A 12,063-nucleotide genomic window follows, 5' to 3' on the forward strand; every position below is an offset into this window, starting at 1 on the left:
CCCGAACCCCACAACCGGAGAGCCGTTCAACATGGCAAAGAAAGTTTCAAAGTGGTTTCGCATTGGCCTGGAGGGGGATACCTGCGACGGTCGCGAAATTGACGCCAACGACATTCAGCAAATGGGCAGCAGCTATAACCCGAAGGTCTACGGGGCACGCATCAACCTGGAGCACATCAAGGGGATTTTGCCCGACAGTGATTTTCGCCGTTATGGCGATGTGATTGAGCTGAAGGCCGAACAGATTGACGACCCGGACGAACCCCGCCTGCACGGCAAGTGGGCGCTGTACGCCAAGTTATCCCCGACCGCCGAACTGGTGGCGATGATTGGCAAAAGCCAGAAGGTCTACACCTCCATGGAAATCGGCCGCAATTTTGCCAAGACCGGCAGCAGCTACCTCATGGGGCTGGCGGTGACCGATGACCCGGCGAGCCTCGGCACCGAGATGCTGACCTTCAGCCGTACCGCGCAGCACAACCCACTGACCGCCCGCAAGGCTGACCCGGCCAATGTGTTCACCGTCGCCAGTGAGGCGCTGATTGAGTTTGAAGAGCTGGCCGACCCGGAGCCGACCTTTGCCGCCCGCGTAAAAGCCATGTTTAGCCGCAAGCAGGCCAGCGATGAGGCGCGCTTTAGCGAGATGGAAGGCGCGGTGATGACCGTGGCCGAGCAGGTGCAAGGCACCGAGCAGCGATTCAGCCAGTTGGAAACCACCCTGACCCAGCAGGTGGCCGACCTCAAGCAGCAGGTGGAGACCGACGCGGCGGCCTTTGCGGCGTTGAAACAGCAGCTTGCCCGCACCGAGAGTTTCAGCCAAGGACAGCGCCCGCCCGCCACCGGCGGCAGCGGTGTGCAAGACGTGCTGACCGACTGCTAACCCGCACAGAAAACGATAATTCACAGGATAAAATTCATGCGTCAGAAAACCCGCTTTCAATTTAACAAGTTTTTAAGCCGTATCGCCGAACTGAACGGCATCGATACTGGCGACCTGGACAAGAAATTCAGCGTCGAGCCGTCGGTGACCCAAACCATCATGACACGCGTACAGGAGTCCTCCGCGTTCCTGAGTAGCATCAACATTGTGCCGGTGGCCGAGATGAAGGCCGAGAAGGTCGGCCTGGGCGTCAATGGCACCATTGCCAGCACCACCGACACCAGCGCGGGTGACGAACGCGAAACCGCTGACTTTGCTTCCCTGGATAAGGACGGCTATTTCTGCCAGCAGGTGAACTACGATTTCCATATCCGCTATAACACCCTCGACCTGTGGGCGCGTTACCAGGATTTCCAAACCCGCCTACGTGATGCCATCGTGAAGCGTCAGGCGCTTGACCGTATCACTATCGGCTTTAACGGCACCCACCGTGCCAAGACCTCCAACCGCCTTAAAAACCCGATGTTGCAGGATATTGCCGTCGGCTGGCTGCAAAAATACCGGGACGAAGCGCCAGCGCGGGTGATGAGCAATGCGCAGGACGATAACGGCACCATCCTGTCTGACACGCTCCGTGTGGGGCCCGGTGGCGATTACACCAACCTCGATGCGCTGGTGATGAGCGCCCACGCCGAATTGATTGCCGACTGGTATCAGGAAGACCCGGAACTGGTGGTGATTTGTGGCCGCAAGCTGCTGGCGGATAAATACTTCCCGCTGGTCAATCAGGTACAGCCCAACAGCGAAGCCATGGCGGCTGACATGATTATCAGCCAGAAACGTATCGGCAATCTGCCAGCGGTACGCGTGCCGTACTTCCCGGCCAATGCCCTGATGATCACCCGCCTGGATAACCTCTCTATCTATTGGCAGGAAGACACCCACCGTCGCCACCTGGAAGAAAACCCCAAGCGCGACCGCGTCGAGAACTACGAATCCATCAATGAGGATTACGTGGTGGAGGATTATGCCTGTGGCTGCGTGGTGGAGAACATCGAACTGGGTGATTTCACCCCGGCTGTCCCGCCGGAAGATGCCCCTGCGAAAAGCGGAGAGTAAGCCATGAGCAACCCGGCCCGCCGTCACTTTTTGCGCCAGTCCGCCATCGAGGCCGCCCGTCAGGCGGCGGGCCCCACCGCCCACGCCAACGGCTATGAGCTGATGTTGCTCAAGCTGTATGAGGACAAGCGCAGGCTTAAACAGGTGCGCTCCCAGGAACGCAAAGCCGACCTTAAGCGCCAGTTGCTGCCGGATTATGCCCCGTGGGTGGCCGGTGTCCTGGCGGAAGGGCGCGGCGCGCAGGACGTCATCGTGATGACGGTGATGATTTGGCGGCTGGATGCGGGGGATATCCCCGGGGCGCTGGCGATTGCCCGCTATGCGCTGCGCCACAAGCTGGTGCCACCCAACGGGTTCAACCGCTCCACGCCGTATTTGATAGCTGAAGACGTCGCCGAGTCCGCCACCCGCGCCCATGAGGCCGGGCAGCCGGTCAACATCGAGCACCTGTTGCAGACCCTGGAACTGACCGACGCCGAAGACATGCCCGACCAAGTGCGCGCCAAGCTGCACAAAATCACCGGGTATGTGTTGCGGGAGGCGGGCCGGGCCGAGGGGGCCTTAAACCACCTGAAACGGGCGTTGCAGTTGCACAACGGCTGCGGCGTCAAAAAGGACATAGAACGGCTGGAGCGTGCCATCCGCAACGCGACCAGCCGCTGACCGAACGCGCCCCGCGCCGGGCGGCACGCGGGCGGCGACCAGAAACCTCTGCGTCAATGCCCGCGTCCACCGCCCCCTATTTTCGAGGTTTTATGAGCACTGTCATTATTCCCACCCCACGCCCGGATGCGCCGCCGCTGCGCCCTCCGGCGGTAACCGAGCCGATGATTATCAACAGCCTGTTCTGGCCGGACGTTGACCCGGTGGCCGTGCGTGACGTGATGCGCATTGAAGGCAGTATCACCGCCCCCCGGCTGCGCCGGGCGATTAAGTCCGCCATCGCCGAGGTGAATGCCGAACTGTTCACCTACCGCCGCGACCGGATGGCCGACGGCTATCAGCTCTTGGCCGAGGTGCCTGCCGAACAGCTCGACGGTGAAAGCCTGCGGGTGAGCGAGTACCAGAACGCGGTCAGCGCCATGACCCTGGCGCTGCTGTCCGAGCAATACCGCAGCCTGGACACCACCTCCACCGGGGCCCGCAAAGCCGAGGTGGTCGAGGCGTCGATAGATGAACTGTGGCGCTCTGCGCGGCAGGCCATCAGCAACGTGGCCGAACGTAGCCACTGCATTATCGGGTTGCTGTGATGCGGGTGATAGCCGAACAAGGCGACACGGTCGATGCCCTGTGCTGGCGCTACGTTGGCCGCCCCCAGGGCGTGGTCGAACAGGTGTATGCCCTCAACGCCGGGCTGGCCGAAGTTGGGGTGATACTGCCCCACGGCCAGCCGGTTGACCTGCCGGACATCATCGCCGCCCCGCAACGTGAAACCGTCAACTTATGGGACTGACAACATGGAGCGCATCACCTCTTTTTTTGCCTACGCCATGGCGGTGTTCCTGGCCTGGGTGGGGAAGTATTCGCCGCAGGATATCGCCTTTATGGTCGGGGCGGCGGTGGGTGTCGGCACCTTCCTGGTGAACTGGTACTACCGCCGTAAAACCTATCAACTCCTGAATACACTCGGGCTTCCCCGGAGGGTGACGGATGAGCTTAACCGTTAAACGCTGTGCCGCCGGGGCGGTGTTGGCCCTGGCAATGCTGTTGCCGCAATACCGCGCGCTCAACACCTCGGAGGCCGGGTTGCGGCTGATTGCCGATTTTGAGGGTTGCCAGTTGTCGCCCTACCAGTGCAGCGCCGGGGTGTGGACGAGCGGCATCGGTCACACCGCTGGCGTGGTGCCGGGCAAGGTCATCAGCGAACGGCAGGCCGCCATCAACCTGATAGCCGATGTCTACCGCACCGAGCGGGCCCTCGGGCGCTGCCTGTCGGTGACGATGCCGCAGCCGGTCTATGACGCGGTGGTGGCCTTTGCCTTTAACGTTGGCACTACCGCCGCATGCAACTCCACCCTGGCCGGGTATCTTCGGCAACAGGATTGGCGCAACGCCTGCCAGCAGTTGCCGCGCTGGGTGTACGTCAACGGCGTGAAGTCCAATGGCCTAGAGCGCAGAAGGGCAGCGGAAAAGGCGCTCTGCCTCAAGGGGGCCGCATGAGCAGTCGAACCGCATGGTTATTGGCGCTGGTGTCGCTGGCGGTCATCGGCGGGTTGAAATGGCAGGTGGTCTCTCTGGAGGAGTCCCTGGACGCAGCACAGCAGCAAAACGGCACGCTCACCGCCGCCGTCAACCACCGGGATACGGTTATCACGACATTACAACGTGAAGCCCAGCAACAGGCACAGGCCGAGCAACAACTGAGAAACAGCCTGAGCGGCGCGCAGCGGCTGGCGCTGAAACGTGAACAGGATTTACAGAGGGTACTCAATGACAACGCGCTATTACGTGACTGGTTTAGCCAGCCTTTGCCTGCTGACGTTATCCGGCTGCACCAGCGGCCCGCCTTCAACCACCCCGACGATTATTTACGTTGGCTGTCCGACGGTCAGCCCGTGCCCGATACCGGGCAGCCAGCCGACCACCCTTGGTGAGTTAAGTGCGGATATCCGCCAACTGGAACAGACCCTGGTGGCCTGTGCGCTCCAGGTCGAGATGATTAAACAGTGTCAGGAACAGCACCATGATAAAGCCCCAACAGTTACGCGCCGCGCTGACTGAATCACTGCCCTGGCTGCAACGCCATCCGGAGAACCTGCGCCTGTTTACCGACAGCGGGCGCATTGCGTCCACGCTGGCAAATTCACTTTCGTTTGAATATCAGTTTCGGCTGAACCTGTTGATCACCGACTACACCGGGGACATGGATTTAATCATCGTCCCTATCCTGGCATGGTTGCGCCAGCACCAGCCGGACATCATGGCAACCGAGGAGAAACGGCGCACCGGTTACACCTTCGAAGCCGATATCAACAACGACGGCTCCTGTGATATCAGCATCAACCTGCAACTGACCGAGCGGGTGATAGTGAAAGAACATGCCGGGGCGTTGCACGTTGACCACCTGCCGGAACCGCCGTTGCCGGAGAACGTCACCCGCCCGATGCAGCTCTATGTCCACGGTGAGTTAGTGAGTACATGGCATGAATGAGCTAGAACCCTTTGATACCCGGCTGGCGGGGTTGATTAGCAAATTGTCGCCACAGTCGCGCAAGGCATTGGTCGTGACGATTGCCAAACGCCTGCGCGCCAGCCAGCAGCAGAATATCAAGCGACAGCAGGCCCCAGACGGCACACCCTATGCGCCACGCAAGGCCACACTGAGAAACAAGAAAGGCCGCCTCAAGCGGGCGATGTTCACTAAGCTGCGCACCGCCCGCTATATGAAAGCCACCGGCAGCAGCGATGCCGCCGTGGTGGAGTTTGTCGGGCGGGTGAAACGCATGGCCGAGGTGCATCATTATGGACTGCGGGATCGGCCTTCCGTTTATAGTCAAACATTGAAGTATGAGGAACGCCCCTTATTAGGCCATTCTAAACCTGCTCTTATTGAGTTGGAACGGGTTGTTATTTATTTTTTAACTAATTAACAAGTTCACTCCAGCGAATATAAAAAAGCAAGTATGGATCCCTTATGTCTAAAACATCATTTTCAGAGTCCCACTCAATTACATTTTCGGATGAAAAGTTATTTGCCAAAGTAGATGAATGCAAGCAAGCACTTGTTATACTCGAACCACTAGGTGAGCCATTGGAGCATATCCTATCGATTCTATCCACTAATTGCTGATAGCGATAATTAAGCTGTGGGGGACTGAGGGCTATAGCTTTTATAAGTACTTTGTATACATCACCCTGAGTGCCATCTGTCATGGTATATGATTTTCTTTCAGAGCCTCTTGTTTTTGGGCCATCAAGCATCTTATTTATAACCGAGCTAAAATCAGTTGCTGGCACGGTTCTTTTGCAAATGCTTTCCAGTAAAATCCTCTCGTTAGGGAAAGGATGAATTTCTTGCTGTGTTTCCCTTGCATTAAGCTCATAGCAAGAGTTTAAACATAGATATTGCATTAATTGTGGGGAGTCAGCAGACTCGTCAATCAATTTTTTTATTACATCTTTATTACATTCAATGTTAAGTTTGGTAAAGCCTTTGTTTGCGATTTTTTCAAGTACGTCCACATTCCAATAATCAAAGTTTATTGAAAAGAACCGACCTGTTAAATCAGGATTTCCTTTTATTACATCATCAGAGTGATAGGGTACGGAAGCACATATGAATTTACATCCCTTTCTAATGGCCTCTTTTATTTGTTTCGCAAGTTCAGACTGAACTTCTCTAGGGATATAGTGGAAATCATCAATGAATATAATGAAATCACTTCCTCCTACCTCGCTGATAAGTAGTTGCAAGTAGTCCACTGCTTTTGTCGATGTTGAACCTTGTTGATCACTATAACCACCACCAATACTTCCTTCTGCAGCGGCTTTTGCAAATAAAACCCCAGCTTGGCCAGAGACTTTCCCCGTTGCATTAAGTGAGGTTACATGAGCTTTGTTTTCAGTTCTGGTTATTGGTGTTCCTAAAGCATCAAAAACCTTTAACCATAGATTATCAACTGAAGTTACCCCGGCCCCAGTTATCTGTATCAATGACTCCCGCCCTAATAGTTTCTCAACAAAAACAGTTTTCCCTGATTTTGATGGGCCGGAAATTGAGATCAACATTGAGCCAGTTTCAAGAACATCTAACAGTTGCTGCCCTTTATCCTTCAAATGGTCATCGACAAAAGTTATTTCGGGAAATCCCCCAGGGGTAAAAACCTCACTAGCTCTCATTTAAATGTCCTTGGTTATAATAAAAATTCCTATGAAACTTACTAAAACCCATTTGCATAGATGTAACTTTTACAGCGTTCCTTGGGAAGACATAACTCAGAGTCTTGTGTGGCCACGAAAAGCATAAAGATTATGAATGTAAACGCTCCATCAGCAATGCTCTTAACGGTTGCCTCTTATGATAATCCTTAGAGTTTTTTTGACTATATCGCTCATCACAAAATGGTGTATTGGTAAGTTGTGTTAAAGATCTCAGAACGCCAACAGGTTGCCGTTTTATCTCTCAAATCGCATCCTCCAGCTATGAACACTCAAACCAACATCCTGCGCCTGCTGCGCAATCTGATCCGCATTGGCACCGTGAATGCCGTTGACCTGGAGCACGCGCTTTGCCGCGTGGAGACCGGCGACAACCTCACCGATTGGCTGCCCTGGCTCACCTGCCGGGCGGGGCGGTCTCGTTCCTGGTGGGCCCCGTCCGAAGGGGAACAGGTGTTGCTCCTGGCACTGGGTGGCGAACTGGATACTGCCTTTGTGCTGCCGGGCATTTTCTCTGATGACTTTCCGGCCCCGTCGGCCTCGGCAGATGCGTTGCATATCGCGTTCCCCGACGGGGCGGTGCTGGAGTATGAACCGGCCACCGGCGCACTGACTGTCACCGGTATTAAGACGGCTACCGTGGAGGCCGCCGAGTCCATTACCGCCCGCGCGTCGGTGGTGACGGTCAACGCCAGCAAAAAAATCACCCTGGATGCGCCGGTGGTGGAATGTACCAATCAGTTAATCACTGGCACGCTCCAGGTGAAGCAAGGCGGTAGCCTGACCGGCAATCTCACCCACACTGGCGGCAGTATCACATCTAATGGCGTGGTGCTGCATACCCACACCCACGGCGGCGTCCAGCGTGGCGGTGGCAATACGGATACGCCGTCATGAGCCCGGCTAAATACCTCGGTATGCACCGTGATAGCGGGTGTGGGGTGGCGGACATTGACCATATTCGCCAGTCGGTAGCCGACATCCTGGTGACGCCTGTCGGCTCCCGCGTGATGCGCCGGGCTTATGGCTCATTGCTGTCTGCGTTGCTCGACCAGCCGCAGAATGACGCGTTGCGCCTGCAAATCATGGCCGCCTGTTACAGCGCGGTTTTAGCCTGGGAGCCGCGTGTCAAGCTGACCGGTATCAGCCTGCAGACCACCTTTGACGGCAAGATGGCCGTTGAGCTGACTGGCACCCGAACCGATACCCCTGGCGCGTTGGCGCTGTCCATTCCTGTGAGGTGAACCGATGCCCACCATTGACCTGAGCCAACTGCCTGCCCCCGAGATTGTCGAGGGGCTCGACTATGAAACCCTGTTGGCCGAACGCAAGGCCACGCTGATTTCACTTTACCCGGAGGAGCAGCGCGCCGCGATGGCCCGCACTCTGTCGCTGGAGTCCGAACCGCTGGTGAAGTTGTTGCAAGAGAACGCCTACCGGGAGGTGATTTTGCGCCAGCGGGTGAACGATGCCGCCCGTGCGGTGATGGTGGCTTTTGCGACCGGTAGCGACCTCGACCAGCTCGGGGCGAATGTGAATACCCCGCGCCTGACGCTGGTTCCTGCTGATGATTCGACCTTGCCGCCCACCCCGGCGGTGAGAGAGTCCGACAGCGATTACCGGGTGCGTATCCCGCAGGCGTTTGAAGGCATCAGCGTGGCCGGGCCGTCCGGGGCCTATGAATACCATGGCCGCTCTGCCGATGGTCGGGTGGCGGATGTGAAAGCCATCAGCCCGAGCCCGGCCTGTGTCACCGTGTCGGTGCTGTCGCGCGAGGACAACGGCACCGCCAGTGCTGACCTGTTGGCGGTGGTGACGGCGGCGCTTAATGCCGAAGACGTGCGCCCGGTGGGTGACCGGGTGACGGTGCAGTCTGCCAAGATTGTACCTTATGCGGTTGATGCAGTGTTGCACCTCTATCCCGGGCCAGAAGCGGCCCCGATCCAGGCCGCTGCTGAAGCCCGGTTGCAACACTACATCAGCGCGCAACATCGGTTAGGGCGGGATATCCGCCTCTCAGCCCTGTATGCCGCCCTGCATGCGGAAGGGGTGCAACGGGTTGAACTGAAGGCCCCGCTGGCCGATATCGTGCTGGACAACACCCAGGCATCCTACTGCACGCACTACCAGCTTACCGTTGGGGGTTCGGATGAGTGACCGCCTGTTACCGGTCGGTTCTTCCTCGCTGGAGGTGGCCGCCGCCCGCGCCTGTGCCGAACTGGCTCGGGTGCCGGTGCCGTTGCGCACCCTGTGGAACCCGGCCACCTGTCCGGTCAACCTGTTGCCCTATCTGGCCTGGGCGTTCTCGGTTGACCGTTGGGATGAACACTGGCCGGAGGCGATCAAGCGCAGCGTGGTGACGAATGCGCATTTTGTTCACCGCCACAAGGGCACCATCAGCGCGTTGCGGCGCGTGGTGGAGCCACTCGGCTATCTGATTGAGGTGCGCGAGTGGTGGCAGCTTGATGAAACCCCCGGCACCTTTCGCTTGGTGGTCGGGGTGCTGGAGACCGGCATTACCGATGCCATGTATCAGGAACTGGAGCGCCTGATAGCGGACGCCAAACCGGCCAGCCGTCACCTCACCGGGTTGGCTATCAGCCTGACCAGCGAGTGTTCGGTGTATACCGCCGCAGGCAGCTACAGCGGCGATGCGCTGACGGTTTACCCGTATTTACCTGAAATGATTTCCGTCGGGGCTGTGGACTACCGGGGCGCAGCCGTTCACCTGATTGATAACCTGAGAGTCAACGCATGACAAAATTCTTTGCCCTCCTAACAACCTTGGGCGCGGCCAAGCTGGCGAACGCCGCCGCGCTCGGCACCCAACTCGACCTGACGCAGCTCGCCGTCGGTGACGGCGGTGGCACCTTGCCCACCCCAGACCCTGCACAGACCGCGCTCAAGGGGGAGAAGCGCCGAGCCGCCATTAACATGCTGAGTATTGACCCGGCCAACGCCAACCAGATTATCGCTGAACAGGTCATTCCCGAGAATGAGGGCGGGTGGTGGATACGCGAAATCGGCCTGTTCGACAAAGACGGCACCCTGATTGCCGTCGCCAACTGCCCGGAGACCTACAAGCCGCAGTTACAAGAGGGCAGCGGGCGCACGCAGACCCTGCGCATGGTGCTGATTGTCAGTAGCACCGAGGCAGTAACGCTGAAGATTGACCCGGCAACGGTACTCGCCACCCGCGACTATGTGGACAGCGAACTGAAGAAACACGCGGAGTCCCGCAATCACCCGGATGCGAGTATTACCGTAAAGGGTTTTGTGCAACTGAGCAGCGCCACCAACAGCGCCAGCGAGACTCTGGCCGCGACGCCGAAAGCGGTCAAAGCCGCCTATGATTTGGCTGCCAGCAAGTTGTCGAGCGTGCCTGACGCGACCACGGCAGCCAAGGGTCTGGTGCAACTGAACAGCGCCACCAACAGCGCCAGCGAAACCCTGGCTGCCACACCGAAAGCGGTGAAAGCGGCTTATGACCTTGCCGCCAGCAAGTTGTCGAGTGTGCCGGATGCCACCACAGCAGCCAAAGGCGTGGTGCAACTGAACAGTGCCATTGATAGTGCGGTAGAAACCCAGGCGGCAACGCCAAAAGCGGTCAAGACGGTGAGCGACGCGGCGGTCAAGCGGGCCAGCAATCTGGCGGATATTCCCGACAAGGCCGTGGCACGCAATAACCTGGGGCTGAAGGCGGCGGCATTGCGTGATGTCGGCGGCGCTACCGGGCAATTGATGGAGGTCGGCGCGTTTGGGCTCGGAAGCGTTGGTACCCGGATCACCGATGCCAACAGCGCGGATAAAAACGGCTTCTATTCCCTGGAGGCCAACAAGTCCAGCAGTACCCCCATTGCGTCGGCGTCCTGGGAGATGCTGTGCATCAAATACGATGCGGGTTCGGCGAAACAGCTCTTTTGGCAGGCGGGCAGTGCCAGCACCAAGATGTATATCCGCACCCGCACCTCGCCGGGAGGCCAGTGGGGGCCCTTTCAGTATTTCTACAGCACGGAAAACAAACCGACCGCCGCCGAGGTGGGCGCGCTGGCCCGCACCGATTTTCCGGTGGGTATTCCGCAGCCCTGGCCGACCAACACCGCCCCGACAGGCTGGCTGAAGTGCAACGGTGCCGCGTTCGATAAAGCCAAATACCCGCTGCTGGCCGTCGCCTATCCATCCGGCACCCTGCCTGACCTGCGCGGCGAGTTTATTCGTGGCTGGGATGATGGGCGCGGGGTTGACAGTGGCCGCATCTTACTGTCGGCACAGCAAGCTTCCAAGGTGGGCGGCCAACTGTATGGGAATAATGATTCAGGGAGGGGGAATGCGTGGTTCACCGATCAAGATGTGCCCTATGAGGGATGGGAATCTCAACGCATCGTCGTGATGACCTCAGAAACATGGGCCCCTCTTGCAACGGGGACCGACACGGGTGCGGCAACGGGCGTAAGTAGAAACACCGGTTATATCCGTCCGCGCAACATTGCCTTTAACTACATTGTGAGAGCCGCCTAATGAGCCACTACAGCACTGCATTACCTAACGCTATCCTGAATGATGCCGGTCTGGCCGTCACTGCCGGTTGGCTGACAGTCTACAGCATCGAGCCCGACCAGCGGGAGTACCAGCAGGCTTCCCTTGAGTACCTGCCGGAGGGCGTGGGCCTGCCTGCGTTCTGCTTTGCCGATAAGCCGACGTTACCGAAAGCCGGGCTGGCGCTGGTGCGTAGCCTGGACAGCAACGCCTGGGAAGCGCTGCCTGATTATCGCGGCCAGACGGCCTATAGCACCGAGACCGGTCAGCCGGAAACCGTCACCCGGATAGGTGAACTGAATAACGGTTTCACCTTGTTGGCCCCGGCCACACCTTACGATACCTGGAACGGTAAAAAGTGGGTGACCGATACGGACGCGCAGCAAGCGGCGGCGATGGATGCCGCCCGGGATGAATTGGCACAACGCCAGCGCGTAGCGACAGACAAGATTACGTTGTTGGATGATGCGGTCAGCTTGGGCATGGCGACGGACGACGAAAGCGCCACCCTGTTGGCGTGGAAAGCCTACCGGGTGCAGTTGAGTCGCGTTGACCTGGAGACTGCGCCGGAGATTGACTGGCCGCTGGCCCCCGATGCATAAAAAAATGGCCCGCTGCTTAGAGCGGGCCGTGTTCTCTCTGGGTTTCCC

The 12,063-nt window shown here is 58.2% G+C and carries 18 protein-coding genes; 17 read left to right on the top strand and 1 reads right to left on the bottom strand.

The genetic code is table 11. From position 1 onward, the window contains the following. The first annotated feature begins 31 nt into the window (after window positions 1–31). The 11 genes from ACX1CU_RS08310 to ACX1CU_RS08360 all read left to right on the top strand — a co-directional run bounded on the left by ACX1CU_RS08310 (window position 32) and on the right by ACX1CU_RS08360 (window position 5,589). Window positions 32–880 carry a GPO family capsid scaffolding protein gene (locus ACX1CU_RS08310; protein WP_459402103.1) on the top strand — a complete coding sequence of 283 codons (849 nt, stop codon included), beginning with the start codon at window positions 32–34 and terminating at the stop codon, window positions 878–880. 36 nt (window positions 881–916) lie between these two features. After that, the gene (locus ACX1CU_RS08315) at window positions 917–1,999 is read left to right on the top strand and encodes a phage major capsid protein, P2 family (protein WP_459402104.1); all 1,083 of its coding nucleotides are present in this window, start codon (window positions 917–919) and stop codon (window positions 1,997–1,999) included. A gap of 3 nt (window positions 2,000–2,002) precedes the next feature. Next, window positions 2,003–2,662, top strand: coding sequence for a phage terminase small subunit (locus tag ACX1CU_RS08320; protein ID WP_459402105.1), 660 nt, complete (start codon window positions 2,003–2,005; stop codon window positions 2,660–2,662). Window positions 2,663–2,754: 92 nt separating this feature from the next. Beyond that, window positions 2,755–3,249 carry a head completion/stabilization protein gene (locus tag ACX1CU_RS08325; protein WP_459402106.1) on the top strand — a complete coding sequence of 165 codons (495 nt, stop codon included), beginning with the start codon at window positions 2,755–2,757 and terminating at the stop codon, window positions 3,247–3,249. Beyond that, window positions 3,249–3,452 (top strand): tail protein X, encoded by a 204-nt coding sequence (locus ACX1CU_RS08330; RefSeq protein ID WP_459402107.1) that lies wholly within the window; start codon window positions 3,249–3,251, stop codon window positions 3,450–3,452. Before ACX1CU_RS08325 ends, ACX1CU_RS08330 begins: the two co-directional genes overlap by 1 nt. Window positions 3,453–3,456: 4 nt before the next feature. Continuing rightward, window positions 3,457–3,666 (top strand): HP1 family phage holin, encoded by a 210-nt coding sequence (locus tag ACX1CU_RS08335; protein ID WP_459402108.1) that lies wholly within the window; start codon window positions 3,457–3,459, stop codon window positions 3,664–3,666. Continuing rightward, the gene (locus ACX1CU_RS08340; protein ID WP_459402109.1) at window positions 3,650–4,159 is read left to right on the top strand and encodes a lysozyme; all 510 of its coding nucleotides are present in this window, start codon (window positions 3,650–3,652) and stop codon (window positions 4,157–4,159) included. The genes ACX1CU_RS08335 and ACX1CU_RS08340 overlap by 17 nt, the downstream gene beginning before the upstream one ends. Beyond that, complete coding sequence (gene lysB / locus ACX1CU_RS08345; protein ID WP_459402110.1) at window positions 4,156–4,593, top strand: Rz-like lysis system protein LysB; 438 nt, start codon at window positions 4,156–4,158, stop codon at window positions 4,591–4,593. Before ACX1CU_RS08340 ends, lysB begins: the two co-directional genes overlap by 4 nt. Continuing rightward, window positions 4,475–4,720, top strand: coding sequence for an Rz1-like lysis system protein LysC (gene lysC / locus ACX1CU_RS08350; protein ID WP_459402751.1), 246 nt, complete (start codon window positions 4,475–4,477; stop codon window positions 4,718–4,720). Before lysB ends, lysC begins: the two co-directional genes overlap by 119 nt. Then, window positions 4,683–5,150 (top strand): phage tail protein, encoded by a 468-nt coding sequence (locus ACX1CU_RS08355; RefSeq protein ID WP_459402111.1) that lies wholly within the window; start codon window positions 4,683–4,685, stop codon window positions 5,148–5,150. The genes lysC and ACX1CU_RS08355 overlap by 38 nt, the downstream gene beginning before the upstream one ends. Further along, the gene (locus tag ACX1CU_RS08360; RefSeq protein ID WP_459402112.1) at window positions 5,143–5,589 is read left to right on the top strand and encodes a phage virion morphogenesis protein; all 447 of its coding nucleotides are present in this window, start codon (window positions 5,143–5,145) and stop codon (window positions 5,587–5,589) included. The genes ACX1CU_RS08355 and ACX1CU_RS08360 overlap by 8 nt, the downstream gene beginning before the upstream one ends. Here ACX1CU_RS08360 and ACX1CU_RS08365 read toward each other — a convergent pair. Next, a complete protein-coding gene (locus tag ACX1CU_RS08365) occupies window positions 5,582–6,838 on the bottom strand; it encodes a P-loop NTPase family protein (RefSeq protein ID WP_459402113.1) in 1,257 nt (418 codons plus the stop codon). The two genes, ACX1CU_RS08360 and ACX1CU_RS08365, sit on opposite strands and share 8 nt — an antisense overlap. Window positions 6,839–7,141: 303 nt before the next feature. Here ACX1CU_RS08365 and ACX1CU_RS08370 point away from each other — a divergent pair, with 303 nt between their 5' ends. From ACX1CU_RS08370 to ACX1CU_RS08395, 6 genes are read left to right on the top strand one after another with little or no spacing between them, the layout of a single operon-like run. After that, a complete protein-coding gene (locus ACX1CU_RS08370) occupies window positions 7,142–7,774 on the top strand; it encodes a phage baseplate assembly protein V (RefSeq protein WP_459402114.1) in 633 nt (210 codons plus the stop codon). Then, window positions 7,771–8,121 carry a GPW/gp25 family protein gene (locus ACX1CU_RS08375; protein ID WP_459402115.1) on the top strand — a complete coding sequence of 117 codons (351 nt, stop codon included), beginning with the start codon at window positions 7,771–7,773 and terminating at the stop codon, window positions 8,119–8,121. Before ACX1CU_RS08370 ends, ACX1CU_RS08375 begins: the two co-directional genes overlap by 4 nt. Before the next feature lie 4 nt (window positions 8,122–8,125). Next, window positions 8,126–9,034: a baseplate assembly protein gene (locus ACX1CU_RS08380; RefSeq protein WP_459402116.1), complete on the top strand. Its 909-nt coding sequence runs from the start codon at window positions 8,126–8,128 to the stop codon at window positions 9,032–9,034. Continuing rightward, the gene (locus tag ACX1CU_RS08385) at window positions 9,027–9,635 is read left to right on the top strand and encodes a phage tail protein I (protein ID WP_459402117.1); all 609 of its coding nucleotides are present in this window, start codon (window positions 9,027–9,029) and stop codon (window positions 9,633–9,635) included. The genes ACX1CU_RS08380 and ACX1CU_RS08385 overlap by 8 nt, the downstream gene beginning before the upstream one ends. Further along, a complete protein-coding gene (locus ACX1CU_RS08390; protein ID WP_459402118.1) occupies window positions 9,632–11,395 on the top strand; it encodes a phage tail-collar fiber domain-containing protein in 1,764 nt (587 codons plus the stop codon). Before ACX1CU_RS08385 ends, ACX1CU_RS08390 begins: the two co-directional genes overlap by 4 nt. Then, entirely contained in the window at window positions 11,395–12,015 is a 621-nt protein-coding gene (locus ACX1CU_RS08395; RefSeq protein WP_459402119.1) for a tail fiber assembly protein, read from the top strand. Before ACX1CU_RS08390 ends, ACX1CU_RS08395 begins: the two co-directional genes overlap by 1 nt. Window positions 12,016–12,063 lie beyond the last annotated feature (48 nt).

It is taken from the genome of Serratia sp. D1N4, from assembly GCF_054552755.1.